26 protein-coding genes and 1 pseudogene are annotated in these 23,582 nt (G+C 71.3%); 5 read left to right on the top strand and 22 right to left on the bottom strand.

Going from position 1 to position 23,582, the window contains the following annotated elements:
* Positions 1–103: 103 nt before the first annotated feature.
* Positions 104–1,078, bottom strand: coding sequence for a LysR substrate-binding domain-containing protein (locus ACZ6K0_RS04590; RefSeq protein WP_469227878.1), 975 nt, complete (start codon positions 1,076–1,078; stop codon positions 104–106).
* Positions 1,079–1,212: 134 nt separating this feature from the next.
* Here ACZ6K0_RS04590 and ACZ6K0_RS04585 point away from each other — a divergent pair, with 134 nt between their 5' ends.
* Both ACZ6K0_RS04585 and ACZ6K0_RS04580 read left to right on the top strand, forming a co-directional pair.
* Positions 1,213–1,767 carry a peroxiredoxin gene (locus tag ACZ6K0_RS04585; protein WP_024758658.1) on the top strand — a complete coding sequence of 185 codons (555 nt, stop codon included), beginning with the start codon at positions 1,213–1,215 and terminating at the stop codon, positions 1,765–1,767.
* Positions 1,768–1,773: 6 nt separating this feature from the next.
* Complete coding sequence (locus ACZ6K0_RS04580) at positions 1,774–2,307, top strand: alkyl hydroperoxide reductase (RefSeq protein ID WP_469227880.1); 534 nt, start codon at positions 1,774–1,776, stop codon at positions 2,305–2,307.
* A 66-nt stretch (positions 2,308–2,373) separates the two neighbouring features.
* Here ACZ6K0_RS04580 and ACZ6K0_RS04575 read toward each other — a convergent pair whose 3' ends face one another.
* The 5 genes from ACZ6K0_RS04575 to ACZ6K0_RS04555 form a co-directional block, all read right to left on the bottom strand.
* On the bottom strand, positions 2,374–3,051 hold the full coding sequence (locus ACZ6K0_RS04575; protein WP_469227881.1) for a hypothetical protein: 678 nt from the start codon (positions 3,049–3,051) through the stop codon (positions 2,374–2,376).
* Positions 3,048–4,568 (bottom strand): AI-2E family transporter, encoded by a 1,521-nt coding sequence (locus ACZ6K0_RS04570; RefSeq protein WP_469227883.1) that lies wholly within the window; start codon positions 4,566–4,568, stop codon positions 3,048–3,050. The genes ACZ6K0_RS04575 and ACZ6K0_RS04570 overlap by 4 nt, the downstream gene beginning before the upstream one ends.
* Positions 4,569–4,701: 133 nt before the next feature.
* Positions 4,702–5,424, bottom strand: a complete 723-nt coding sequence (locus ACZ6K0_RS04565) for an aggregation-promoting factor C-terminal-like domain-containing protein (RefSeq protein WP_469227884.1) — start codon at positions 5,422–5,424, stop codon at positions 4,702–4,704.
* Between the two features lie 379 nt (positions 5,425–5,803).
* Positions 5,804–7,129 carry a PhoH family protein gene (locus ACZ6K0_RS04560; RefSeq protein ID WP_376402182.1) on the bottom strand — a complete coding sequence of 442 codons (1,326 nt, stop codon included), beginning with the start codon at positions 7,127–7,129 and terminating at the stop codon, positions 5,804–5,806.
* A gap of 361 nt (positions 7,130–7,490) precedes the next feature.
* Entirely contained in the window at positions 7,491–8,252 is a 762-nt protein-coding gene (locus tag ACZ6K0_RS04555) for an isoprenyl transferase (protein WP_376402179.1), read from the bottom strand.
* 127 nt (positions 8,253–8,379) lie between these two features.
* Between ACZ6K0_RS04555 and mgrA the strand changes: the two genes are divergently transcribed.
* Positions 8,380–9,417 (top strand): L-glyceraldehyde 3-phosphate reductase, encoded by a 1,038-nt coding sequence (gene mgrA / locus ACZ6K0_RS04550; protein WP_469227887.1) that lies wholly within the window; start codon positions 8,380–8,382, stop codon positions 9,415–9,417.
* Positions 9,418–9,708: 291 nt separating this feature from the next.
* On the opposite strand, the gene ACZ6K0_RS04545 is transcribed toward mgrA, so the two are convergent.
* Positions 9,709–10,446 (bottom strand): prepilin peptidase, encoded by a 738-nt coding sequence (locus tag ACZ6K0_RS04545; RefSeq protein ID WP_376402173.1) that lies wholly within the window; start codon positions 10,444–10,446, stop codon positions 9,709–9,711.
* 41 nt (positions 10,447–10,487) lie between these two features.
* Here ACZ6K0_RS04545 and ACZ6K0_RS04540 point away from each other — a divergent pair, with 41 nt between their 5' ends.
* Positions 10,488–10,928 carry a DUF192 domain-containing protein gene (locus tag ACZ6K0_RS04540; protein WP_469227889.1) on the top strand — a complete coding sequence of 147 codons (441 nt, stop codon included), beginning with the start codon at positions 10,488–10,490 and terminating at the stop codon, positions 10,926–10,928.
* On the opposite strand, the gene ACZ6K0_RS04535 is transcribed toward ACZ6K0_RS04540, so the two are convergent.
* Both ACZ6K0_RS04535 and ACZ6K0_RS04530 read right to left on the bottom strand, forming a co-directional pair.
* Positions 10,900–12,021, bottom strand: coding sequence for a mannosyltransferase family protein (locus tag ACZ6K0_RS04535; protein WP_469227891.1), 1,122 nt, complete (start codon positions 12,019–12,021; stop codon positions 10,900–10,902). The two genes, ACZ6K0_RS04540 and ACZ6K0_RS04535, sit on opposite strands and share 29 nt — an antisense overlap.
* A 30-nt stretch (positions 12,022–12,051) precedes the next feature.
* Positions 12,052–12,414 carry a hypothetical protein gene (locus ACZ6K0_RS04530; RefSeq protein ID WP_376402165.1) on the bottom strand — a complete coding sequence of 121 codons (363 nt, stop codon included), beginning with the start codon at positions 12,412–12,414 and terminating at the stop codon, positions 12,052–12,054.
* Between the two features lie 164 nt (positions 12,415–12,578).
* Between ACZ6K0_RS04530 and ACZ6K0_RS04525 the strand changes: the two genes are divergently transcribed.
* Positions 12,579–13,544 (top strand): hypothetical protein, encoded by a 966-nt coding sequence (locus ACZ6K0_RS04525; protein WP_469227893.1) that lies wholly within the window; start codon positions 12,579–12,581, stop codon positions 13,542–13,544.
* Here the strand turns inward: ACZ6K0_RS04525 and ACZ6K0_RS04520 are convergent, their stop codons facing one another.
* The 13 genes and pseudogenes from ACZ6K0_RS04520 to cpaB all read right to left on the bottom strand — a co-directional run bounded on the left by ACZ6K0_RS04520 (position 13,545) and on the right by cpaB (position 23,550).
* A complete protein-coding gene (locus tag ACZ6K0_RS04520) occupies positions 13,545–14,156 on the bottom strand; it encodes an OmpA family protein (protein ID WP_376402160.1) in 612 nt (203 codons plus the stop codon).
* Between the two features lie 9 nt (positions 14,157–14,165).
* Positions 14,166–14,738: a hypothetical protein gene (locus ACZ6K0_RS04515; RefSeq protein WP_469227895.1), complete on the bottom strand. Its 573-nt coding sequence runs from the start codon at positions 14,736–14,738 to the stop codon at positions 14,166–14,168.
* Between the two features lie 31 nt (positions 14,739–14,769).
* Positions 14,770–15,351: pseudogene (locus tag ACZ6K0_RS04510) on the bottom strand (pilus assembly protein TadG-related protein); the annotation flags it as partial.
* Between the two features lie 38 nt (positions 15,352–15,389).
* Positions 15,390–15,614: a Flp family type IVb pilin gene (locus ACZ6K0_RS04505; RefSeq protein ID WP_469227897.1), complete on the bottom strand. Its 225-nt coding sequence runs from the start codon at positions 15,612–15,614 to the stop codon at positions 15,390–15,392.
* Positions 15,615–15,710: 96 nt separating this feature from the next.
* Complete coding sequence (locus tag ACZ6K0_RS04500; protein ID WP_469227899.1) at positions 15,711–16,397, bottom strand: response regulator; 687 nt, start codon at positions 16,395–16,397, stop codon at positions 15,711–15,713.
* Positions 16,394–17,614: a sensor histidine kinase gene (locus ACZ6K0_RS04495; RefSeq protein WP_469227900.1), complete on the bottom strand. Its 1,221-nt coding sequence runs from the start codon at positions 17,612–17,614 to the stop codon at positions 16,394–16,396. The genes ACZ6K0_RS04500 and ACZ6K0_RS04495 overlap by 4 nt, the downstream gene beginning before the upstream one ends.
* 7 nt (positions 17,615–17,621) lie before the next feature.
* Positions 17,622–18,509: a DUF5936 domain-containing protein gene (locus tag ACZ6K0_RS04490; protein ID WP_376402145.1), complete on the bottom strand. Its 888-nt coding sequence runs from the start codon at positions 18,507–18,509 to the stop codon at positions 17,622–17,624.
* Between the two features lie 14 nt (positions 18,510–18,523).
* Complete coding sequence (locus tag ACZ6K0_RS04485; RefSeq protein ID WP_376402142.1) at positions 18,524–19,465, bottom strand: type II secretion system F family protein; 942 nt, start codon at positions 19,463–19,465, stop codon at positions 18,524–18,526.
* 12 nt (positions 19,466–19,477) lie between these two features.
* Entirely contained in the window at positions 19,478–20,821 is a 1,344-nt protein-coding gene (locus ACZ6K0_RS04480) for a CpaF family protein (RefSeq protein ID WP_376402139.1), read from the bottom strand.
* A complete protein-coding gene (locus tag ACZ6K0_RS04475) occupies positions 20,818–21,204 on the bottom strand; it encodes a TadE/TadG family type IV pilus assembly protein (RefSeq protein ID WP_469227902.1) in 387 nt (128 codons plus the stop codon). Before ACZ6K0_RS04475 ends, ACZ6K0_RS04480 begins: the two co-directional genes overlap by 4 nt.
* The gene (locus tag ACZ6K0_RS04470) at positions 21,201–21,575 is read right to left on the bottom strand and encodes a TadE/TadG family type IV pilus assembly protein (protein WP_469227904.1); all 375 of its coding nucleotides are present in this window, start codon (positions 21,573–21,575) and stop codon (positions 21,201–21,203) included. The genes ACZ6K0_RS04475 and ACZ6K0_RS04470 overlap by 4 nt, the downstream gene beginning before the upstream one ends.
* Before the next feature lie 3 nt (positions 21,576–21,578).
* On the bottom strand, positions 21,579–22,832 hold the full coding sequence (locus tag ACZ6K0_RS04465) for a CpaE/TadZ family protein (protein WP_376402129.1): 1,254 nt from the start codon (positions 22,830–22,832) through the stop codon (positions 21,579–21,581).
* A 7-nt stretch (positions 22,833–22,839) separates the two neighbouring features.
* A complete protein-coding gene (gene cpaB / locus ACZ6K0_RS04460) occupies positions 22,840–23,550 on the bottom strand; it encodes a Flp pilus assembly protein CpaB (protein WP_469227907.1) in 711 nt (236 codons plus the stop codon).
* Positions 23,551–23,582: the final 32 nt, after the last annotated feature.

The following is a 23,582-nucleotide window of genomic DNA, read 5'->3' as shown; positions in this document are numbered from 1 at the left end:
CCGTCGAGCGGATGTACGCAGGGGGGCGCGGGTTCCTGGAGCCGGGGGGCTTCGGGAACCCGCGCCCCTGACGCGTACCGCGGGGTACGAAGGAGGGCGGGCGTCAGGAACCCGCGCCCACGACCCGTACCGGCAGCCCCTTCATCGCGCCCCGCAGCTCCTCCGCCAGCTCCTCGAACTCGGCGTGCCGGGCGGCGCCCGTCCGCATCGCGAGGGCGATCCGCCGCGTGGGCGCCGGTTCCGTGAAGATCCCGGTCCACAGGGCGCTGTTGCGGGCGGTCTCGACGAGCACGGCGGTGCGCGGCAGCAGGGTCACCCCGAGGCCGCCGGCGACGAGCTGGACCAGGGTGGAGAGCCCGGCGGCGGTGGTGGTGACCTCGGCGCCGTCGGTACGGCCGGCCTCGCGGCAGATGTCGAGGGCCTGGTCGCGCAGGCAGTGCCCTTCGTCGAGGAGCAGCAGTCTGAGCTCCTTGAGGGCCTCGCGCGGGATGTCGTCCCGCCCGGCCAGCGGATGTCCCTGCGGGGTGACCAGGACGAAGTCCTCGTCGAAGAGGGGCAGTTCGGTGACGCCGGGCACCCCGAGCGGCACGGCGAGCAGCAGCAGGTCGAGCCGTCCGGCCGTGAGCCCCTCCAGGAGCGAGGAGGTCTGCTCCTCGTGGACCTGGAGGTCGAGGTCCGGGTAGCGCCGGTGGACGAGCCGCAGGACCGCGGGCAGCAGATAGGGGGCGACGGTCGGGATCACCCCGAGCCGCAGCACCCCGGTGAACGGCGCCTGGACCGCCTCCGCCTCCTGCATCAGCTCGGCGACCGCGTCGAGGACGGCCCGCGCGCGCACCGCGAGCCGCTCCCCCGCGGGCGAGAGCAGCACCTTCCGCGTCGTACGCTCAAGGAGCTGGACACCGAGTGCCTCTTCGAGAGCCGAAACCGCGCCCGAGAGCGCGGGCTGGCTCATGCCGATGGCCGCCGCCGCATCGCGGAAGTGCAGATGCTCGGCGACCGCCGCAAACGCTCTGAGCTGCGAAAGGCTCGGCTGCTTGCCGCGATGCGGGCTGTACGGGGGACTGTACGGGGACGCCACTGATAACCACCTTCGATCAACACGACCCACTCTAGCTATTTCACTGATCAATGCACTCCGTGCCATGCTGTGAACACGTCCAACCCCCACGGAAGACCCCAAAAGGGACCCTTCCCGTTTCGCAAGGAGAGCGCGTGCTCACTGTCGGTGACAAGTTCCCCACCTACGACCTGACCGCCTGCGTGTCGCTGGAGAGCGGCAAGGAGTTCGAGCAGATCGACCACAAGGCCTACGAGGGCAAGTGGCGCGTGGTGTTCTTCTGGCCGAAGGACTTCACCTTCGTCTGCCCGACCGAGATCGCCGCGTTCGGCAAGCTGAACGACGAGTTCGCGGACCGCGACGCCCAGATCCTCGGCGTCTCCGGCGACTCCGAGTTCGTGCACCACGCCTGGCGCAAGGACCACGCCGACCTGCGTGACCTGCCCTTCCCGATGCTCGCCGACTCGAAGCACGAGCTCATGAGCGACTGCGGCGTCCGGGGCGAGGACGGCTTCGCCCAGCGCGCCGTCTTCATCGTGGACCCGAACAACGAGATCCAGTTCACCATGGTGACCGCCGGCTCCGTCGGCCGTAACCCCAAGGAGGTCCTGCGGGTGCTCGACGCCCTGCAGACCGACGAGCTGTGCCCGTGCAACTGGAACAAGGGCGAGGGCACCCTCGACGCGGCCGCGCTGCTCTCGGGCGAGTGATCTGAGATGGCTCTCGACGAACTCAAGGCCGCCATACCGGACTTCGCCAAGGACCTGAAGCTGAACCTCGGTTCGGTCATCGGCAACAGCGAGCTCCCGCAGCAGCAGCTCTGGGGCACCGTGCTCGCCTGCGCGATCGCCTCGCGCTCGCCGAAGGTCCTCAGGGAGCTGGAGCCCGAGGCCCAGGCCAACCTGAAGCCCGAGGCGTACCAGGCGGCCAAGTCCGCCGCCGCGATCATGGCGATGAACAACGTCTTCTACCGGACCCGGCACCTGCTGTCGGACCCCGAGTACGGGACGATGCGCGCCGGGCTGCGGATGAACGTCATCGGCAAGCCGGGCGTCGAGAAGGTCGACTTCGAGCTGTGGTCGCTGGCCGTCTCCGCGATCAACGGCTGCGGCCAGTGCCTGGACTCGCACGAGCAGGTCCTGCGCGAGGCCGGTGTCGACCGCGAGACGATCCAGGAGGCCGTGAAGATCGCCGCGGTGATCCAGGCGGTCGGCGTCACGCTGGACGCGGAAGCGGTCCTCGCCGAGTAAGGCGTCGCCGTACGAGAAGGGCCCCGGGGCATCGCGCCCCGGGGCCCTTTCCTCACGTCCGGCCGGTCACTTCTTCAGCGCCGCCATGAGGGCGAGCGCGTCCTGGGTCATCGGGATCTCGATCCCGGAGAGGTCGATCGGCTCGGTCTGGGCGGGTTTCCCGTCCACTTCGTAGTGCTGGCGGTACATGTCGAACGAGATCTCCGCCTGACCGTCAAGGATCCGGAGGACTGCGCCCTCCCCGTTCCGGTCGTCGAAGAAGGCCTGCTCGCCGACGCCGTCGAGCGCCTGGATCACGCCGTACTGCTCCGCCCGCACCGCGAACTCGGGCCCCGGGTCGACCGCCTTGTGCAGGGTGTACGTGATGTCGATGCTCTGTCCGGTGTCCACCGGGCCGAAGGTGACCATGCACGACGACTCGCTGATCGCCGGTTGGTTCACGACGTCACCGGCTCCGTCCTCACTCCGCTTCCCCAACGCGGCGACCAGCGCTTTCAGCTCCGCCACCTCGCAGAGATCCTCCACCGGCTTGTACCCGCCCAGGTCGGGGCCCGGTTCCTTCCCCCGTTCGTACGCGTAGAGCCCGCCGCCCCACACCGCCGACGCCAGCACCGCGCCGCCGAGCGCCCACAGCCAGGGGCGGCGGGTGCGGGGCGGGCGGGGCGGGCCGGGCGGCGGGGTCTCGGTGAGGACTTCGGAGGTGACGAAGCCGTCCTCGCCGTCCAGTTCCGGCTCGGATATCACGCGCGGCTCTCCCCCTTGACGGCCGCCGAGCCCGGTGCCGGGGTCGGGGCCACTTCGAACGCGGTCGCGCCGCGCGGTTCCGGTGTGCTGCGCAGGGCCTGTTCGGTGCTGTACGCGCGCAGGTAGCCGACCACCGTGTTGGACACGGCCACCAGCGGGACCGCGACCACGGCGCCGCCGATGCCCGCGGTCAGACCGCCGGCCGCGACAGCGAGGACGACGGCCAGCGGGTGGACCCGGACCGCCCGGCCGAGGATGAAGGGCTGGAGCACATGGCCCTCGATCTGCTGCACGGCGAGGACGACGACGAGCACCATGAGCGCGGTGAACAGACCGTTGGTGACGAGGGCGACGACGACCGCGAGGGCACCGGAGATCACCGCGCCGACCAGCGGGATGAAGGCGAAGAGGAAGATGAAGACGGCGAGCGGCACGGCCATCGGCACGTCGAGGAAGTAGAGGCCGAGGCCGATGAAGACCGCGTCGATGAGGGCGACGAGCACCGTGCCGCGCACATAGGCGGTGAGGGTGCGCCAGGCGCGCGGCCCCGCGCCGGCGACGCCGGGCCGGGCCTGGGCGGGGACGAGCTTGAGCGTCCACTCCCAGACCTTCTTCCCGTCGTAGAGCAGGAAGAGCGTCGAGAACATGGCGAGCAGGATGCCGGTGAGCGCCTCGACGACGACCGTGACGCCCTGGAGTCCGACCTGGGTGATCTGTTCGGCGTTGGAGCCGACGGAATCGCTGAGGTTCTTCGCGATGCCGTTGATCTGCTGCTCGGTCACGTGGAAGGGGCTGTTGAGCAGCGCGAGCTTGAGCTCCTCGATGCCGTCCTTGACCTGGTCGGACAGATTGTCGATGTTGTCCATGACCTGCCAGACCACGAACCAGCCGACCAGGCCCATCACGACGAAGCCGGAGACGGCGGTGACGGCGGTGGCGAGTCCGCGCGGCAGACCCTTCCTGCGCAGCATGGCCACGGTGGGCTGGAGCAGGGCGGTGACGAGCAGGGCGGCGACGAAGGCGAGGACGACGAGCTGGACGGAGCTGATCACCTTCATCAGCACCCAGAGCGTGCCCGCGAAGACGAGGAGCCGCCAACTCGCCTCCGCCGCGACGCGCATGCCCCAGGGGATCGCGGCGACGGGGTCGGGGCGGGCGGCGACGGCGGGGGCGTACGAGGGGGGCGCGGGGACGGAGCGGCCGGCTCCGTCCGGGGCGTCCTCGGCCGCGGCGTCCCGCGCGTCCGTCGTGAGGGGCGGGGCGAGGTCGACGTCCGACGACGTGAGCCGCTCCGGCGCTGGGGCGGGGACGGCCACGTCCTCGTACGGAACGCCGCCCGGCGCCGGATGCCCGGCCTCGCGGCCGATGCCGCGGCCGGCAGCGGTCCCCGTACCGCTCTCGTACGGAGGTCCGAGCGGGTCTTCGCGCTCCGCCTCGGCCCTGCGCTCGTCCAGGCGTTCGCCCATGCGGCTCAGGCCCTCGCCCAGCCGTCCCAGCCATCCCGGCAGTCTCGACATCGCTTCCCTCTTCCCCCCGCTCGTCGTCCGGCCCGTGCGCTCCCCCCGGAAGCCCATGGGCCTTCGCAACCTACACGCAAGAGCCCCCCACCGTAGGACGGTGAGGGGCTCCCCGAGGTTGAGCACGCCGGTACTAGTACCAGCGGTTGGCCTGCCAGAACGCCCAGGCGCCACAGGGGCTGCCGTAGCGGCCGTCCATGTAGCTGAGGCCCCACTTGATCTGGGTGGCGGGGTTGGTCTGCCAGTCGGCGCCGGCGGACTGCATCTTGTAGCCCGGGAGGGCCTGCACGAGGCCGTAGGCGCCCGAACCCTGGTTGACCGCGCGGTAGTTCCAGCTCGACTCGTGGTTCACGATGTTGCTGAAGCACTGGAACTGGGAGGCCGGGATCATCTGCCGGGCCATCGCCTTGACCTCGGCGACGGAGTACGACCCCTGCGCGGAGAAGCTGGAGGCGTCGCGTACCGCGGAACGGCTGGCGCGCTCGGCCTCTTCCTTCTCGCGCTCCTTGCGCTCCTCCTCGGCCTTGGCCTCGGCGGCGGCCTTGTCGGCCGCCTCCTTCTTGGCCTCGGCGTCCTTGGCGGCACGGAGCCGGGCGTTCTCCTCCGCGGTCTTCTTCGCGGTGGCGTCGGCGGCCGCGGCCTGGACGTCGGCCTGCTCCGAGAGCGAGGAGACCTGTACCTGCGCCTGCTCGCCCGCGGGGATGTCCGCGAGCAGCGTGGTGTCGGCCGCGGTGGCCTCGAAGTTGTCATCCGAAGCCTGCGCGACGTTGCCCGAGGCAACGCCGACGACGGCGCCGACGGTGGTGACCGCAGTGGCCGAAGCCACCGCGAATCCCCGGACCGAGATCCGGCTCACACGGTTTCCTTCCAGCATCGCTCGCACAGGTGACCACGCGGGCGAAATCGTGCCCCTGGCGCTGGTCTCCGACGTACTGGGTCACTGAAGACACGGGCCCGTGGTGCTGTGGGCGGCATACGGCTGACGACTGTGGAGTTGTACGTGGGTTGTGCGCCTCGGAAGGTGCACGGGTGCCGTATGCGGGGCCTGACGGAAGCAAGACTTTGCCGGACGGCGACACCGCAAGGCAATTCCGTCCTGCGTGTGAAAGCTCACACCTCAGCAGACGCAGGTGTTTTTGGAGATACAGCGGACATGGGGGCGCCGCCCGGCTAAGCTCCTGCGCTTTGCCGGGCGGCGCCAACTGCCGTACACGTACAGACGCGTACCAATCGGGTCAGATCTGACCGTCCTCCAGCATCTCCGTCACGAGCGCGGCGATCTGGGAGCGCTCGGAGCGGGTGAGGGTGACATGGGCGAAGAGCGGATGCCCCTTCAGTTTCTCGACCACGGCGACGACTCCGTCGTACCGGCCGACCCGGAGGTTGTCGCGCTGGGCGACGTCATGGGTCAGGACGACCCGCGAATTCGCCCCGATCCGGGACAGAACGGTCAACAGGACGTTCCGCTCCAGGGACTGGGCCTCGTCCACGATGACGAACGCGTCGTGGAGGGAGCGGCCCCGGATGTGGGTGAGCGGCAGGACCTCCAGCATCCCGCGCCCGAGCACCTCCTCGATGACCTCGCGGCTGGCGACCGAGGACAGGGTGTCGAAGACCGCCTGAGCCCAGGGGCTCATCTTCTCCGCCTCGCTGCCCGGCAAGTAGCCGAGCTCCTGGCCGCCGACCGCGTACAGCGGGCGGAAGACCATCACCTTCTGGTGCTGCCGGCGCTCCAGGACCGCTTCCAGGCCCGCGCAGAGCGCGAGCGCGGACTTGCCGGTACCGGCCCGGCCGCCCATCGAGATGATGCCGACGTCCGGGTCGAGGAGCAGATCGAGCGCGATCCGCTGCTCGGCGCTGCGGCCGTGGAGCCCGAAGGCCTCCCGGTCGCCCCTGACCAGCCGGACGTTCCCGTCGGCCGTGACCCGGCCGAGCGCCTTGCCGCGCTCCGACTGGAGCACCAGGCCCGTGTGGACCGGGAGCTCGGCGGCCTCCGGGACGTACAGCGTGCTCTGCTCGAAGAGCAGGTCGACCTGCTCCCCGGAGAGCGCGAGCTCGGACATCCCGGTCCAGCCGTTGGCGTCCGTGATGGCGAGCTCGGCGCGGTACTCCTCGGCGAGGAGACCCACCGAGGAGGCCTTGATGCGCAGCGGCAGGTCCTTGGAGACGACCGTGACGTCGTACCCCTCCGCCTGGAGGTTGCGCGCGACCGCGAGGATCCGTGAGTCGTTGTCCCCCAACCTGTAGCCGGCGGGCAGGATGCCGGGGTCGGAATGGTTGAGTTCGACACGCAGGGTGCCGCCCAGCTCCCCGACGGGGAGAGGAGCGTCGAGGCGTCCGTACCTGACCCGGAAGTCGTCCAGGAGGCGCAGGGCCTGCCGGGCGAAGTAGCCGAGCTCGGGGTGGTGCCGCTTGGCCTCCAACTCGGTGACCACGACGATCGGGAGCACGACTTCGTGCTCGTCGAACCGGGACACGGCGTTGGGGTCGGCCAGCAGGACGCTGGTGTCGAGAACATAGGTGCGCCGGTCGTTAAGGCGGCGCTTCGTGCTGGTCACCACGGAAGGACAGACCCCCTCTGAAGACCCCTGTGAGGTCGGGGCGCGACGGAACCGGTGTCGCTACGGAATGGGACCGGGCTCAGGCCGCGATGCACGGGCCGAACCACGGCCCTCCGCTTCTCCCGTACGTGTCCCGCACGGTCGTCCTGGTGCAAGGGGCCTCCCGGGTGGCGGTCTCCGTGCCGCTCACTTCACCAGGGATATGCCCTCGAACCAGCTCTGCCATGCCACGGCATATGACGACGTGTTCGTGAACACGAGGTGATCGGTTCCGAGGGGGTTCCGGGAGGGTTCCGGGAGGGTTCCGGGAGGGTTCCGGGAGGGTTCCGGGAGGGTGTGTCCTTCGATTGACCGGGCGGGCTCAGGTGCCGTAGCGCCGGTGCCGCGCCGCGTAGTCGCGCAGCGCCCGCAGGAAGTCGACCTTGCGGAAGGCCGGCCAGTGGACCTCGCAGAAGTAGTACTCGGAGTGGGCGCTCTGCCACAGCATGAATCCGGAGAGCCGCTGCTCGCCGCTCGTGCGGATCACGAGGTCCGGGTCGGGCTGGCCGCGCGTGTACAGGTGCTCCGAGATGTGCTCGACGTCGACGATCTCGGCGAGCTCCTCGAAGCTCGTCCCCCGCTCCGAGTGCTCCAAGAGCAGCGAGCGGACCGCGTCCGCGATCTCCTGCCGGCCGCCGTAGCCCACCGCGACGTTCACCAGTATCCCCGTGTTGGCGTGGGTGGCCTGCTCGGCCTCCTTCAGCACGGACTGGGTGCGGGCGGGCAGCAGATCCATCGTGCCGACGTGGTTGACCCGCCAGCGGCCGTCGGCGGCGAGCGCGCGCACGGCGTTCTCGATGATGCCGAGCAGCGGGATCAGCTGCTCCTCCGGCCGGTTCAGGTTGTCCGTGGACAGCATCCAGAGCGTGACGACCTCGACGTCCGTCTCGGCACACCAGCCGAGCAGCTCCTGGATCTTGTCCGCGCCCGCCTTGTGGCCCTGCTCGGGGGTCCCGCCGGAGGCCTTGGCCCAGCGCCGGTTCCCGTCGAGGATGACCCCGATGTGCTTGGGCACCTGGTCATGGTCGAGGCGGCCTTCCACCCGGCGTGCGTAGAGCCCGTACACCAGGTCGCGCAGGTTCACCGTTCTTTACCTCTCCGTGCAGCGGCGGTCCGCCCGGCAGCGGCGGTCCGCAAGCCGCCACACTACTGCGCACGGGCGACGGGCTCCCAGCCCGGGACTGTCACAAGTCCGTGATAAGCAGAGATACGTGACTGATTCCCCCCTGTACCGCGCCTCCGCGGACCGCTACGACGCCATGGAATACCGCCGCACGGGCCGCAGCGGCCTCAAGCTCCCGGCGATCTCCCTCGGCCTCTGGCACAACTTCGGCGACGACCGCGCCCTCGACACCCAGCGCGCGATCCTCCGCCGCGCCTTCGACCTCGGCGTGACCCACTTCGACCTGGCCAACAACTACGGGCCGCCGCCCGGCTCCGCCGAGCTGAACTTCGGCAAGCTCTTCGCCCAGGACTTCGCGCCCTACCGCGACGAGCTGATCATCTCGACCAAGGCCGGCTACGAGATGCACCCCGGACCGTACGGCGAGTGGGGCTCCCGCAAGTACCTGCTGTCCTCGCTCGACGCCTCCCTGAAGCGGATGGGCCTCGACTACGTCGACATCTTCTACTCGCACCGCTTCGACCCGCACACCCCGCTGGAGGAGACGATGGGGGCCCTGGCCTCCGCCGTGCAGCAGGGCAAGGCGCTGTACGTCGGCGTCTCCTCGTACACCAGCGAGCAGACCGCCGAGGCGGCCCGGATCCTGCGCGAGATGGGCGTCCCGGCCCTGATCCACCAGCCCTCGTACTCGATGATCAACCGCTGGACCGAGGAGGACGGCCTCCTCGACACGCTGGAGGCGGCCGGCATGGGCTGCATCTCCTTCGTGCCGCTGGCGCAGGGGCTGCTCACCAACAAGTACCTGAAGGGCATCCCGGAGGGCTCGCGGGCCACCCAGGGCAAGTCCCTCGACCCGAACCTGCTCTCCGACGAGGTGCTGCGGCGCCTGCGCGGCCTCGCGGAGATCGCGGAGCGGCGCGGGCAGTCGCTGGCGCAGCTGGCGCTGTCGTGGGTGCTGCGCGACGAGCGGATGACCTCGGCGCTGATCGGCGCGTCCAGCGTCGCCCAGCTGGAGGAGAACGTGGCCGCGCTCGCGGCCGCGCCGCTGACGGATGACGACCTCAAGCAGATCGATTCGTTCGCGGTCGACACCGAGGGGACGAACATCTGGGCCGGCCGGGGCTGACGCCCGGCGGAAAAGAAAAACGGGCCGGTCCGTGGGGGGGGATACGGACCGGCCCGAGGGGGGGTTTCCACCATAACCCTTCGATAGTCGTGCCGCGCGCCACGTGCACGGAACTCACCGCACGGGATTCGCCGGATCCCAGTCGGGACAAGGGCTGTGGGGCCGTGTGGCGGGTTTGCGCCCCGGCGTGGCGGCGGGGTTCCGTCCCTCCGAAGAGGGACCGGCCGGCAGGGGCGCGGCATTGACGTCACGGGGGACGTGCGAGGGCCGCCGCGCCACCTCCCCGGTGGGTCAGGGGAGGGCTGTGAACGCGCCGAGGAGCAGCCCGAGCAGGGCTCCCACCAGCATGAACGGGCCGAAGGGGATCGCCGAGGAGCGGCCCGCGCGGCGCAGCAGGACGAGCCCGAGGCCGTACACCGCGCCGAGGAGGAAGCCGGCGAAGGCCCCGGCGAACAGGACGCCCCAGCCGTACCAGCCGAGGGCGGCGCCCAGCGGGAGCGCCAGTTTGACGTCACCGAAGCCGAGACCGGCCGGATTGATGACGAACAGCACCAGATAGGACCCTCCGAGGGCGAGCGCGCCGAGGAGTGCGTGGAGCCAGGATCCCGCGTCGTACGGGAGGAGTTCGGCGCCGCCGAGGAGCAGCGGGACGGTCGCGGCGAGCGGCAGCGTGAGCCCGTCCGGGAGCCGGTGGACGCGGGCGTCGACGCAGGCGAGGAGGACGGCGAAGGGCGCGGCGAGCAGCCAGACCGCCAGCTCGGGCCGGGGCCCGCCGGTGGCGGCGGCGAGCGCGGCGCAGGCGAGGGCGGTGAGGAGCGGCGCGGCGAGCGGGGCGGGGGTGGTCGCGCAGTCCTGCCGCCCGGGCCCGCCGATCCAGCCGCGCGCGGGCCCGGCGAGCGGGTGCCCGGCGGGGCAGCGGTCCCGCCACGGCTCCTCGGCCGGCACGGCGAGCCGGTACGCGGCGCGCGGGACGAGCAGCCCGGCGGCGGCCCCCCACAGGGCGGCGACGGCGATCAGCGAGACGTACACGGAGCTGACCCTAAGAGGCGGGTGCCGCTACGGTCTGGCGCATGGGGAAATGGGCGGACGGACCGGGAATTCTGACGGTGGCGGCTGTGGGGGGCCCTCGGGAGGTCCCCGTGGACGGGGATCCTCTGGGGGTTCCTCTGGAAGTGCCTCTGGGGGTTCCTCTGGAGGTGCCTCTGGAAGTGGCGGCCTCGTACCGGGCGCGGCGGCGGGGGCTGCTCGGCCGGGACGGGATCGCGGGGGCGCTGCTGATCACGCCGACGAACAGCGTGCACACCTTCGGCATGCGGTTCGCGATCGACGTGGCCTATCTGGACCGCTCGCTCCGGGTCCTGTCCGTGGTGACGATGCGGCCGGGGCGGCTCGGCATGGTCAGGCCGCGCGGCCGGCACGTCCTGGAGGCGGAGGCCGGCGCGATGGCCGGGTGGGGGCTGCGGCCGGGCGTTTCCGTGCAGGTCACGGCGGGCCCGAGCCGAGCAGGGTGAACGCCCCGTAGGCGGCGGAGGCGAGCGCGAGTCCGGCGAGAACGGGCAGGGCGGTGCGGGTCCTGAGCCGCGCGAGGGCCACGGCGGGCGGCAGGAGCAGGCCGAACGCGGGCATCATCAGGCGCGGCCGGGAGCCGAAGTAGGCGGCGCCGACGAGGGACACGAGGACGACGCCGATCGTGTAGACGAGCAGCGGCAGCGGCTGCTTCTGCCGTACGCAGAGGGCGACGAGCCAGCCGAGGAGCGCGAGCGCCGCGCACAGGCCGAGGGCGGCGGGCCAGGGCAGCCCGGCGATGAAGCGGGCGAGGGCGACGCCGCCGTCGATGGAGTTGCCCCAGGCGGCCTGGACGTCGAAGTAGGCGGAGGGGCTCCCCTCCCGTACACCCACGTACACGACGTATCCGAGCCACCCCAGCGGGGCGATCAGCACCCCGACCACCGTCCGGAGGGGCAGCCTCCGATCCCGTACGAGGGTGACGAGAGCCGTGATGCCGAGGGCGGCGATCAGTGCGGCGGCCGTCGGCCGGGTGAGCCCGGCGACAGCGCACAGGGTGCCGGCCAGGATCCACCGCCCGCGCAGGACGGCGTACAGAGACCAGGCGGCGAAGGCGGTGAACAGGGTCTCCGTGTACGCCATCGACTGCACGAACGCGGTCGGGTACACGCCCCAGAGGACCGCGAGCAGCACCCCCGCTCGCTCCCCCGCGACGTGCGCGCCGCAGCGGTAGATGCCCCAGGCGGCGGCGAGCGCGGCGGTCCAGGAGACGCACAGCCCTGCGGTCGCCGCGTCGATGGGGAGGACGGCGGAGAGGCCCCGCTCCAGGGCGGGGAGGAGGGGGAAGAAGGCCAGGTCGGAGTGGACGTCGCCGTTCGGCAGGGTGACCTCGTACCCGTATCCGTGCTCGGCGACGCGGACGTACCAGACGGAGTCCCAGCGGCCCTTGAGCCGGTGCAGCCCGTCCTTGCCGGTCGCGGCGGCGGCGATCGCGAGGACGGCGAGGCCGATGAGCCGGGTGGCGGCGTAACCGCCGACGGCGGTGAGGGTGGGGCTGAGGGGACGGCTGGGACGGCTGGGACGGCGGAGCGAGGGCATCCGCCGATTATCCCGGGGCGGCCACCGCACTCACCCGAGGGGCCTTATCCGCACGAACTTCGCCGACAGGACGGGACCGAGCTCGCCGACGATGGCGTGGCCGGGCTCCTGCGGGGAGGGCAGGTCGCCGAGGAACGAGGTGACGATGACCTCGTCGATGCCGATGACACCGCGACAGCTCTGCTCCTCCAGGAAGTCGAGCGTGCGGCGCCAGTCGGCGGCGGTCGGGTCCTCGCCGAGGAAGGAGCGGACGGTGCCCTGGACGACGTCCCAGAAGAAGACGTGCGGCAGGACACCGCCCTGGGCGAAGACATGGGTCTCGTACGCGCCCCGGAACTCGGGGATCCGGGTGACGAGGTCACTGACCAGCTGGACGCTCGGCGTCGACGTCATCGGCAGCCCACTTCGGAACGGTCCCTGTGATGTCGGGTACTCCCGTCCAGAATGCTCCTCCACCACCCGTACGTCCCGCCGCTTTTGCGCTTTCCTGACGACGACTTTCTCCGGGTTTTCCACAGGGAGTGCGAAGTGTCCCTCTTCCGTGGATCGTTGGGCGTATGTACGAGTTGGCGATCCTCGCGAGGGGCGGGGTACTCCTCACGGTGTGGGCGCTCGCGGCGGGCTGGTCCCGGGGCCGGCTGGCGGGGTGCCTGCGCCGGGACGGGTGGCAGGGGATCTGCCGGGGCGCGTGGGCGGTCCCGGGCAAGGAGGTGGACTGGCGGGTGCGGGCGACGGCGCTCCAGCTCCTCCGCCCGGAGCTGGTGTGCAGCCACGGGACGGCGGCGCGGCTGCACCGCATCGAACTACTGGGCGGGCCAGTCGCCCCGACCTCCCCTGACTTCCCTGGCTTCCCTGGCTTCCTGGACTTCACGGCCCCGGCGTCGTCCCGTTCGACCCACGACACCCGGAACCGGATACGGGTCCACGCCACGGCCTCCCTCACGGCCGGGGACCGGTCGGTACGGCGGGGGCTGCGGGTGACGACCCCGGCGCGGACGGTCGGCGACCTCATACGGAGCTGCGGCAGCCGCGAGGAGGCGGTCGTCGCGGCGGACTCGGCGCTGGCGCGGAGGGCGGTCGGGGGCGTACGGCGCGAGGCCCTCGTCCGGTACGAGGAGTTGGCCGCCGAACTCGCCGCGCCGAGGTCGGGCGGGCCCCGGGCCCGGGCCTGGCTGCCCCTCACCGAGGCGGCCTCGGGCTCCCCGGCGGAGTCGGTGGCCCGGCTCCGGATGCGGGACGCGGCGCTCTTCCCGGAGTCGCAGCCGCCGCTCCGGACGACCGAGGGCGGCCGGACCCTGCGCCCCGACTTCCTCTTCCGCGAGGCGGGACTGGCGGTGGAGGTGGAGGGCTACGCCTTCCACGGCACGCGCCGGGCCCACGAACGGGACGTCGCCCGCTTCAACGCACTCCAGTCCTGCCCGGAGGTCCGCCGTGTCCTGCGCTTCACGGCGAGAGAGGTCTTCACGGCCCCGGACCGCATGACGAGAACGATCCGGACGGCCCTGACCTCGCTCGCGACCTGACTAAGGTGCGGTCGTCCGGGGGAAGGAGACCTCGACGCGCCGGTTCTTCTTGCGACCCTCTTCGGTGCCGTTGTCCGCGATCGGGTAGTCCTCGCTGTAGCCCCGGACGTCGAAGGACGTACCGGGGTCGAGATTCCGGGCGAGGACCTGCTGCACGGCGACGGCGCGCTGCTTCGAGAGCTTGAGCCCGTGCTCGTACGTCCCGAGGTTGTCGGTGAACCCGAAGACCCGGACGCGTCCGGAGCCGAGCTTGTTGACCTCGGCGCCGATCGCGGCGATCCGGGCGGTGGCGGCGGGGCTCAGCTTCGCGCTGTTCTTCGGGAACAGCACCTCGGCCTGGAGCGCGAAGGTCACGTCCACGTTGGTGTCCTGCCGCCGTTGCTCGCCGCCCTCCTCCTCGACGATCTGCTTGATGTCGAGCACCTTGGCGGGCGCGAGGGTGGCGCCGTCGGGAAGCATGAGCCCGGGCGCGTTCGCGTCGATGACCGGCGGAGGCGAGGCGGAGCCGGCGGAGCCGGGCGGATCGTCGGCGTACGCGATGGGCACGGTGAGCGGCCAGAGCCCCACAGAGACGAGGGCCAGAGCGGCCAGGCGGCGGTTCGTCGTCGTCATGGCGTCGCCTCAGGAGAGTTTGAGGGTGGCGGGTTCGAAGGTGGGGAGCTGGAAGGAGACGTCGGTGGTGGCGGCGGGGGGTGCGGGGAATTGCATGAAGACGGCTGTGGACTTGCCGGGCCCGAGGCTGGAGAGACCTACTGTCGTGAGAGGTCGACCGTCCGTGTCCCGAAGCACGTAGTACCGCTTCTTTCCTGCGGCGTCGATGAGTGTGGCGCCACCGAGTGAGGTGCCGTGCTTCACCACCTCTGTCTCGTCGCCGCTTACCTGAGGAGGAACGGCGCTGACGGTCTCCGAGGTATTGCTCAGTCGACCCCTGACGGTGAGGAAGCCGCCCGCATCTCGCTCCACCGAGTTGATCACGAGATTGAGGCCACTCTGCCCCTTGAGGGAGGCCAACGTCTCCTTGGGCTCCTCCGCAGCCGGCGGCTGCTGCGCGCCTTGTGTCTCCTGAGGAGCAACCGTGGTCGCGGTCGGCTTGTCCGTCTTGGGCTTCTCTTCTGCTCCGCATGCCACCGTGAGAAGAGCCACTGACGCGACTACGAGGGAGGCCAACCCCCTGCGTGCGTAATGAACGTTCATGAGGCGCGCTTCCTTTACTCGTCGTCGCAGGTCATTGGGACAGCCGGACTGTGAAGAGGTCGACGGCGTCAGGCAGGATCGGATCCTCCGGGTCGATTTCCCAGGCGACCCCATCGCACATGAGCTCCACGATCGGGCGCTCTTCCTCTTCCTCGCCTTCACCCGGTTCCGTGGGCGTGGAGGTGGGCGGCTCCGGAGTGGGCTCCTGATCCGGGGGCATGCAGCGCGGTTCGATCACTGCTTCTGCAGACGCCGTCGCCTGCGGCGACTCCGCGCCTGTCGTGCGTACCGTCACGCGAAATCCCGCCGAATCGAGAGACACACAGCCGCCCCAGGGAATCTCTGCCTCATTCCGGGCCGCGAACTCCGCTGCCTGCTCACACGCGACGTGGGTCTTGTACCCCTCCCCGTCTAGGAACCCACCCCACTGGTCAGGATCGAGGATCACCTCGAGCCAGCCCTCCCGCAGCTGCTCCCGAGCATCCTGGGCAGCTGCTAGGGCTGCCGCATCGGCCGCAGTCTGGGCACCGTTCCGAGTGAATGCGGCCTGTCCCACGGCAAAGTAGGCGAAGGCCAGGAACAAGAGGCCTGCCACGACCGCGACATAGACAGGAAAGGCCTGGCCCTCGTCACCCCGAAAACGCGCGGCTTCTACTCGCCGCCGCCACCAGTCAGCTCGGCGATCTTCTGGCTGATCGCGCCCTTGATCGACTGGCCGAGGTCCGTGCCGGTGATCGCCACCACGATCGCCACCACCACCACAATGATCCCGAGGTACTCCACCGCCGTCTGCCCGCGGTCCCTCGTGGGCCTTGTCGTCCAGCTCCAGGCCCGGATCTTGGCCTTGGTCACGGCCTTCAGCATCGCGTCGTTCATCGTGGTCCCCTCCGCGTTCAGACGCCTGCGCACCGGCACGGTACGCCGGTGGTCGTGTCGGCGCACAGGGCCCGTGGGCCCATCTGTGGGTGCCGGTCATCGGGTCGGCCTGGTGCCCAGCCAGGAGGCTATGGCCTCGGCGCGCGTCGTGGTGTGGAGTTTGGCGAAGATGCGGTTGACGTGGTTCTTGACCGTCTTCTCGGTGATGAAGCAAGTCGCGGCGATCTGCCGGTTGTTCAGGCCCGTGGCGATCAGGTCCATCACTTCCACCTCTCTCACACTCAGTCCGCACTCTGTCACATGTGGTTGCGCGCGCGAAGCGGGATCGTCATCCTGCGGTGGGATTGAGACAGTTGCCGCCGTCGCGCGCAACGACCGCAGCAGCACCTCCGACGCCGTCGCCGTGAAGCGCGCCCTCCCCTCCCCCACCTCCCGTACCGCTCGCAGCAGTTCGTCCGTCGTGAACTCTCCATGGACCAGGTACCCGCCGGCCCCCCGCCTCAACGCTTCCTCCACCGTCTCCGGGTCCCGGCTGTGGGTCAGCATCAGGACCGGTGCCAGGCGCGCGAGGTGCGGGAGGGCCGTGAGGCCGTCGTGCGGGGGCATGCGGACGTCGAGGAGGATGACGTGGGGGCGCGTACGGAGCGCTTCGCGGAGGGCCTCGCGGCCGTCCGACGCCTCCGCCACCACCGCGAAGCCGGCACGGCCCCCGAGCAGGGCCCGCAGGCCCGCCCGTACCACCGGGTTGTCGTCGGCGACCAGGACGTTCAGGGGCGGCCTCATCGCGTCGCGCCCAGGGGGATCTCCAGGCGGACCTCCGTGCCCCGCGCCCCGTCCCCCCGGCCGATCCGGAGCCGCGCGCCGACGCCCGCCGCGCGTTCGACCATGCCCACCAGGCCGAAGTGGCCGGAGCCGCGCAGCCCGTCCAGGGTGGTGCCGGGCGGCAGGCCCCGGCCGTCGTCGCGGACGCTGATGCGGAGGAGGCCCGCGTGGACTCCCGCCGTCACATCGATGCGGGTGGGGTGGGCGTGGCGGACGGCGTTCTCCATCGCCTCGGCGGCGATGGAGAGGAGCTGGCGGGCCATCGGGTACGGGACGACAGGGGGCGCCCCGTCGCCGACCGAGCGGTAGGCCGCCTCTATTCCGGAGCCTTCCCACCGGCTACTCAAATCCCTTACCCGGTTCTTCAGTTCCGAGGTGACGTCGACGCCCGCCCTCACCCCTCCGTACGACTGGCTACGCAGGTCCGAGAGGAGTTCGCGGGACTCGGCCGCCGCCCGGCGGGCCGCCCGGGCCACGAGTTCCGCGCGCTCCTTCGTCTCGGTCGGGTCCGCGCAGGAGGCGAGCGCGTCGGCCGCCAGGGCCAGGCCGTGGAGTGTGGTGGAGACGGAGTCGTGCATCTCCCGTGCCAGGCGGGCCCGTTCGACCTCGACCGCCTGCGCGGCCGCCAGCCCGGCCCGTGCCTCCGCGAGCGCCTGCGTGGCCGCCCCGAACCGCAGCAGCAGGTTCCGCAGGGTCACGCCGAGCGCGCCAGTGATCACACACAGGCCGGCCAGGAGCAGGACCTCGCCGCGTACGGCGAGCAGGACGAGGCCCTGGAGGCAGGCGAAGAAGGCCGCGCCGCGCCGGCCGTAGGCGAGGCCGGCGAGGAGGGGCGTGCAGACGCTGACGTACGCGAGCGTGCTCTGCGGTCCCGCCGTGACGAGGAGCAGGGCGCCGAGGAGGGTGTCGGCGGCGAGGAGGGCGGGGTGCCGGAGGAGGAGCGGGCCGAAGCGTTCCCAGTCCCGGAAGAGGACGTAGGAGGCCATGAAGGTGACGACCGTCGCCGCGCCGACGAGCCACACCGGCAGGCCGGGGGCCGCGCCGAGCAGTGCCGCCGGGGCGGCGAGCGCGATCATCGCGAGGCGGAAGCCGAAGACCTGGCGGCACATCGCCTGGAGCGCGTTCGTCTGGATCGCGGAGCCAGGCGGCGCGGCTCCAGGGCGTGTGGGCGGCTTCATCGCCGGCTCACTCGCCCGTGACCGAGCCGAAATCGGTGCCCGTGCCCAGGAAGAGGCCCGCGCCGAGGAGGATCATCGTCGCCGGGACCATCAGGGTCGTGATGACCATGGTGGCCTTCGGGACCGCCTTGGCCGCCTTGCGGCGGGCGTTCTGGGCGTCCGTCCGCCGCATGTCGTTGGCGATCTGTATGAGTGTGTCCACGATGGGGGCGCCTAGCTCCTCGCCCTGCTGGAGCGCCGTGACGAACTGTGCGACCTGTTCCGAGTCGTTGCGGCGGCGCAGTTCGTCGAAGGCCTGGCGGCGACTGACGCCCATGTCCATCTGGCGCAGAGTGATGCGGAGTTCGTCCGACCAGGGGCCGGCGTACTGCTCCGCGACGCGTTCGAGGGCCTGCCGGAAGCCGAGCCCGGCGCTGACGACGACGGCGAGGACGTCGAGGAAGTCGGGCAGGGTCCGTTCGATCTGGTCCTTGCGGATGCGGACGGCGGACCAGATGCCGACCTCCGTCCAGAACGCGCCGAAGGCGAAGAGGAGGAGCGCGACGAGGACCGACCCCCGCGCGAGCATGAGCAGGCCGCCGAGGACGCCGAGGAAGCCGTAGACGGCCCGCCTCGCCCCGTACCGGTCGATGGTGAGTCCGCCGGGGTTGCCGGCGAGGTCGATGCGGCGGCGTACGGCGTTGACCCGCTTGGGGCCCATGAGGCGCAGGACGGCGGGCGAGTAGCGCATGCCGAGCCGGTCGACGGCGGAGTCGACGGCGCCGGTACGGGTGGCACCGACCTCCAGGGCGAGTTTGAGGTCGTCGGGGAGGCGGGCGTCGGCGCGGTAGAGCCGCAGGCCGTAGGCGATGCCGGCGACGGCGAGGCCGGCGAGCAGGGCGAGAAGGAGGTCCATGGCGCGCGCCCGTCCTATACGTCGATCTTGGAGAAGCGGCGGATGGCGGCGAAGCCGACCACGTACAGGGCGCAGGCGGCGACCACGGCGAACTGTCCGACGGTCGAGCTGGTCATGCGGTCGAGGGCGCCGGGCTGCATGTTGTCGATGAGCAGGAGGGAGCCGACGCCGATGACGGGGACGGCGTACGCGGTCATGCTCACCTGGGAGAGCTGGGTGCGGACCTCGCGCCGGGTCTCCTTCCGTTCCTCCAGCGTCTCCGTGAGGTTCCGGAGGGAGGAGACGACGGTGCCGCCCGCCCGGTTGGCGAGGACGAGGGTGGTGACGAGGACGACCAGTTCGCGGGAGGGGAGGCGTTCGGCGAGCTCGCCGAGCGCGTCGTCGAGGGAGGTTCCGACGGCCAACTGCTGGGCCACCTTCTCCAGTTCGTCACCGGCCGGCGACTCCAGCTCGTCGGCGGCGAGGCTCAGCGCCATGCGCAGGGCGAGTCCGGCCTGGGTGGCGTTGGCCAGGATGCGGGAGAGTTCGGGGAGTTGGTTGATGAACTTCTCGATGCGCTTCTGCCGCTGCCAGTTGAGGAAGCCGAGGGCCACCCACACGCCGAGGAGCCCGCAGATCGGGCCGAAGAACGGGGAGAGCGCCGACTGCCCGACCGCCCACAGGACGGCCACGGTCGCCGCGAGGCCGACGGTGAACTCCCCGGGGGTGACGTCGAGTCCGGTCGCCGCGATCCGCAGCTCCAGCTTCCGGCCGAGGGACGTCCGGCGGACACGCCGGTCGATGCCCCGGAAGTGGCGCCTGCGGCGGCCGGCCGCCTCGGGCTCGTTCGTCTCGTCGAGCCGGGCGACGAGCTCCGCGTGACGGCGGGCCCCGCTCGTGTACACCTGGAGGCCCGTCACGCCGAGGACGCAGCAGAGCAGCGCCACGCCGAGCGTCAGCCACACGGGATCGGTCATCAGCCCTTGCTCCTAGTTCGCTTCTCGGGTGGCGAGGTAGTCGTCGGTCGCGGCCACGCCGAAGGCCTGCGGGATGGGCTGGCCGGCCATGTAGAGCCGCTCGGCGACCCGCCGGGGCAGCGGGTGGTACGTGAACTGCCCGTACACCCGGCCGTCGGCGGCGACCGGCTGCGCCTGGAAACGGCAGATCGTGGCGAGCAGGAAACGCTCGCGCCCGTGGGAGGCGAGGACGGCGATCTCGGTGATGCGGCGGGTGCCGTCCGGGTGGCGGGTCAGCTGGACGAGGACGTCGACCGCGCTGTTGATCTGGTCGCGGAGCGCCTCGAAGGGCACCTTGACCTCGGACATCGAGGCGAGCGTCTGGAGCCGCATCAGGGCGTCCTCGGCCGAGTTCGCGTGGACGGTGGCGAGCGAGCCGTCGTGGCCGGTGGACATCGCCTGGAGCATGTCGAGGGTCTCGCCGCCGCGGACCTCGCCCACGATGATGCGGTCGGGGCGCATGCGGAGGGAGTTGCGGACGAGGTCGCGGATGGAGATGGCTCCGCGGCCCTCGATGTTCGGCGGGCGCGCTTCGAGGCGGATGACGTGGGCCTGCTGGAGCTGGAGCTCCGCCGAGTCCTCGATGGTGATGATCCGCTCGCCCTCCGGGACGAGACCGGAGAGGGCGTTGAGGAGGGTCGTCTTCCCGGTGCCGGTGGCGCCGGAGACGATCAGGTTGAACTTGGCCTGCACGAGCCCGGAGAGCAGGAGCAGCATCTGCTCGTCGAGCGAGCCGAGGCCGATCATCTCGTGGAGCGTGTACGCGCGGGGGAAGCGGCGGATGGTGAGCGTCGCCCCGGTGAGGGAGAGCGGCGGGATGATGACGTTGACGCGCTCGCCGGAGGGGAGCCGGGCGTCGACCATGGGGTTCGACTCGTCGACGCGGCGGTTGACGGTCGAGACGATCCGCTCGATGGTCTGCATCAGCTGGTCGTGGGAGGCGAAGCGGAGCGGGAGGAGTTCGACGCGGCCGGCGCGCTCGATGAAGATCTGGTCGGGTCCGTTGACCATGATCTCGGTGATCGAGGCGTCTTCGAGGAGCGGTTCGAGGACGCCGAGCCCGAGCGCCTCGTCGACGACGCGGCGGATCAGCTGGGCGCGCTCGGCGGTGGAGAGCACGGGGCCCTCGCGGCTGATGATGTGCCCGAGGACGCGCTCCAGGCGGGCGCGCCGTTCGGCGGCCGCGAGCGCGGACATCTCGGTGAGGTCGATCTCCTCCAGGAGCTTGGCGCGGAAGGCGGCGACGAGATGCCCGTCCTCCCGGCCGGCTCCGGCGCCCTTGTCCTCGGGGGCGTTGATCCGGGCACGCAGGCTCATGGCCCCTCCTGGTCCTGTGGCTTGGGCATGGTGGCGGTCTTTTCGACGGGGTCGAAGTTCCAGAAGGGGAGGACGCGGGGGATCTCGACACGGACGGTGATCACGACCGCCTCGGCGCCTCCCTCACACCCCCCGATCTCGGGGTCGACCCAGCCGCTCACGGCCGCGCGACCCGCCGTCTCGCAGTCCGGCGCGTTCTCTTCGTCGGTGGTCGCCGCCCGCGCGGCGGCGCGGGCCGCCGTGCCCGCCTGCTGGGCGGCGTACGCGGCGATGCCGAGCTGAAGGCCCGCGAGCCCGACGATGAGCAGGATCGGGAGGAAGCCGAGGTACTCGATGGCGACCTGGCCTCGATCACGAGCCCTCTTGCGGAGGTGTTCCCTCATGGCCTCAGGCCCTCTTCCGAGATCGCGCCCGCTGTGGCCGACACGTCGAAGAGGCCGCCAACGCCCGGGAAGAGGACAGGGACCCGGATCGTCACCACCGCCGTCGACATCCCGCCGCTCGTCGAGCAGGACGGTTCATGGGCGCCGCTCCTCCACGCACCGTCCAGGTGACGCAGCGCGGCGCCCGCGCAGTCCCCGTCCACCGATTCCGCCCGCGCCCCCTCGTCCGCCGCATTCGCCGCCAACGTGTACGTGTACCCCACCAGGACGACCTGCCAGAGCAGCGCCAGCGTGAGCAGGATCAGGGGCACCATGCCGAGGAACTCGATCGCCACCTGCCCTCTGTCGTCGTCCCGGTAGGCCCCCCGCATGGCTCAGCGTCCTCCGGTGCGGCGGCGCAGGCCGAGGGAGCCTCGGTCGCCGGCGCGGGCGAGCTGCTTGCCCGCTGCGGGGGCCGTCGGCTGGACCAGGCCCAGTTCTCCCGCCAGGGCCCACAGCGCCTGCTTGACCGTCGACTTCGCGTCGAGGTCGTGCAGCCGGCCCGCGTCGACGACGGCCTGGAGTTCCTTGAAGTTGGCGGGGACGGAGACGCCCGCCGTGCGCGTGCCGGTGATCTTCTGGACGAGGGGCGGCTGGATCTCGGTGGACCGGTGGTGGCGGTTGACCAGGGTGATGGTCTCCTCGGCCTTGCGTACCTGGAGGCGTTCCCACATCCGTACGGTCCTCTTGGCGGCGCGCACGGCGACCACGTCCGGGGTGGTGACGAGGAGCGCGGTGTCGGCCATCTCGATCGCGGCGGCGTTGGCGCCGGTGAGCTGGTTGCCGCAGTCGACGACGACGACCTCGTGCCGGGCGCGCAGGGCGCTGACGATCTGGCGGGCGGCGCGGTCGGTGACCTCCTCGCCGCGCTCCCCCTCCGCCGGGGCGAGGAGCAGTGCGAGGCCGGTCTCGTGGACGAAGACGGCGTCCTGGAGGACGCGGGGCGAGATGTCGGCGATCGCGGCGAGGTCGGCGGCCGACCGCCGGAACTGGACGTCGAGGTACGAGGCGATGTCGCCGCCCTGGAGGTCGAGGTCGACGAGGGCGACGCTCCGTCCGGAGGCGCGGGCGGCGAGGGCGAGGTGGACGGCGGTGACGGTGGTGCCGACGCCGCCCTTGGCGCCGCTGACGGTGACGACGGTGCCGCCGGGTCCGGTGGCGAGTTCGGCCCCGGCGCCGAGGTGGCGGCGGACTCCGGCGGACCACTGGGCGGCGGCCTGGACTCGGCTGGCGAGCTCCTCGTATCCGAGGGGGAGGGTGACGAGGCCGCGGGCGCCGGAGTCCATGGCGGCGGAGAAGAGGACGGGGCTGGCGTCGGCGGTGATGAGGACGACGCCGACGGCCGGGAAGCGGAGGGCGACCTCGCGGACGACGTCGAGCGCGGGGACGGGTCCGATCCGCTCGTGGACGAGGACGACTTCGGGGAGTTCGTCGAGGGACTCGGCGGCGAGCCGGGCGAGGGTGTCGACGAGCTGGGTGGAGTCGGTGACGGGCGCGGCGGGTTCGGCGTCGGGCAGCTGGCTGAGCAGGGTGACGACGGACCGGGCCGCGTCGGGGTCCCCGACGGCCGGCAGGATCCTGGTGGTCATACCGGCCTCACTTGTCCTTGTCGAGCGTGTAGGTGCGGTCGCGCTGGTCGGCCGGGGCGCCGCCGGTGGCCGGGGCGACGAGGGCGAGGCGTACGTGCTCGGCGAAGGACTCGGCGTACGCGACGCGCTGGGTGTCGAGGGTGGAGAGGGCGAAGCTGATGGGCACGGCCTCGGCGGCGGCGCGCCCGGAGCGGTCGTTGCGGTTGTCGATGGGGGTGAGCTGGCCGACGGAGAGGACGCGGGCGCCGGCGACGATCATCCGCGACTGGGAGGGGTCGTCCTTCTTCTCGCCGGCGAAGGTGGCGTAGATGTTGACGGTGGCGCCGGCGTTGATCTTTCCGGCGACGCCGGTGGCCGCGTCGATCATGATCGCGATCTCCTGCTCGCCCGGCTTGAGTTCGGGCCGCTCCACGATCATGTCGGTCTGGAGCAGGGAGCCCTTCCTGAGTTCGGTGACGGCGATCCTGCCCTCGATCTGGCGGAGATCGGTGACGGCGGTGGCGGAGAGCCAGCGCTTGGGCATGGAGATCTTCTCGAACTGGTCGGCCCTCAGCGGGGTGTAGGGCTTCACGTTCCCGTTGAGTCGGTACGCGGTGACCTCCGGGCCGACCTTCGCGTTCACGTCGCTGATGACCGTGAGGACGCCGGCGAAGGCCCCGAGGGCGCACAGGACGGAGAGCAGCAACAGGATCACGCCGCGGCGCTGGCGGGAGTTCATGGCCGTACTTCCTCGATCGGAGACGTGGGTCT

Source organism: Streptomyces sp. NPDC042346 (assembly GCF_055581845.1).
The sequence above is the reverse complement of the archived record's forward strand: the minus strand, read 5'-3'. Positions and strand labels throughout refer to the sequence as shown.

Bases quoted from the DNA above. Each gene is read 5' to 3' on its own strand.
- ACZ6K0_RS04580 (WP_469227880.1), top strand. From the start codon at position 1,774: ATGGCTCTCGACGAACTCAAGGCCGCCATACCGGACTTCGCCAAGGAC.
- ACZ6K0_RS04570 (WP_469227883.1), bottom strand. From the start codon at position 4,568: ATGTCGAGACTGCCGGGATGGCTGGGACGGCTGGGCGAGGGCCTGAGC.
- ACZ6K0_RS04540 (WP_469227889.1), top strand. From the start codon at position 10,488: ATGGGGAAATGGGCGGACGGACCGGGAATTCTGACGGTGGCGGCTGTG.
- ACZ6K0_RS04535 (WP_469227891.1), bottom strand. From the start codon at position 12,021: ATGCCCTCGCTCCGCCGTCCCAGCCGTCCCAGCCGTCCCCTCAGCCCC.
- ACZ6K0_RS04530 (WP_376402165.1), bottom strand. From the start codon at position 12,414: ATGACGTCGACGCCGAGCGTCCAGCTGGTCAGTGACCTCGTCACCCGG.
- ACZ6K0_RS04525 (WP_469227893.1), top strand. From the start codon at position 12,579: ATGTACGAGTTGGCGATCCTCGCGAGGGGCGGGGTACTCCTCACGGTG.
- ACZ6K0_RS04520 (WP_376402160.1), bottom strand. From the start codon at position 14,156: ATGACGACGACGAACCGCCGCCTGGCCGCTCTGGCCCTCGTCTCTGTG.
- ACZ6K0_RS04515 (WP_469227895.1), bottom strand. From the start codon at position 14,738: ATGAACGTTCATTACGCACGCAGGGGGTTGGCCTCCCTCGTAGTCGCG.
- ACZ6K0_RS04505 (WP_469227897.1), bottom strand. From the start codon at position 15,614: ATGAACGACGCGATGCTGAAGGCCGTGACCAAGGCCAAGATCCGGGCC.
- ACZ6K0_RS04500 (WP_469227899.1), bottom strand. From the start codon at position 16,397: ATGAGGCCGCCCCTGAACGTCCTGGTCGCCGACGACAACCCGGTGGTA.
- ACZ6K0_RS04495 (WP_469227900.1), bottom strand. From the start codon at position 17,614: ATGAAGCCGCCCACACGCCCTGGAGCCGCGCCGCCTGGCTCCGCGATC.
- ACZ6K0_RS04490 (WP_376402145.1), bottom strand. From the start codon at position 18,509: ATGGACCTCCTTCTCGCCCTGCTCGCCGGCCTCGCCGTCGCCGGCATC.
- ACZ6K0_RS04485 (WP_376402142.1), bottom strand. From the start codon at position 19,465: ATGACCGATCCCGTGTGGCTGACGCTCGGCGTGGCGCTGCTCTGCTGC.
- ACZ6K0_RS04480 (WP_376402139.1), bottom strand. From the start codon at position 20,821: ATGAGCCTGCGTGCCCGGATCAACGCCCCCGAGGACAAGGGCGCCGGA.
- ACZ6K0_RS04475 (WP_469227902.1), bottom strand. From the start codon at position 21,204: ATGAGGGAACACCTCCGCAAGAGGGCTCGTGATCGAGGCCAGGTCGCC.
- ACZ6K0_RS04470 (WP_469227904.1), bottom strand. From the start codon at position 21,575: ATGCGGGGGGCCTACCGGGACGACGACAGAGGGCAGGTGGCGATCGAG.
- ACZ6K0_RS04465 (WP_376402129.1), bottom strand. From the start codon at position 22,832: ATGACCACCAGGATCCTGCCGGCCGTCGGGGACCCCGACGCGGCCCGG.
- cpaB (WP_469227907.1), bottom strand. From the start codon at position 23,550: ATGAACTCCCGCCAGCGCCGCGGCGTGATCCTGTTGCTGCTCTCCGTC.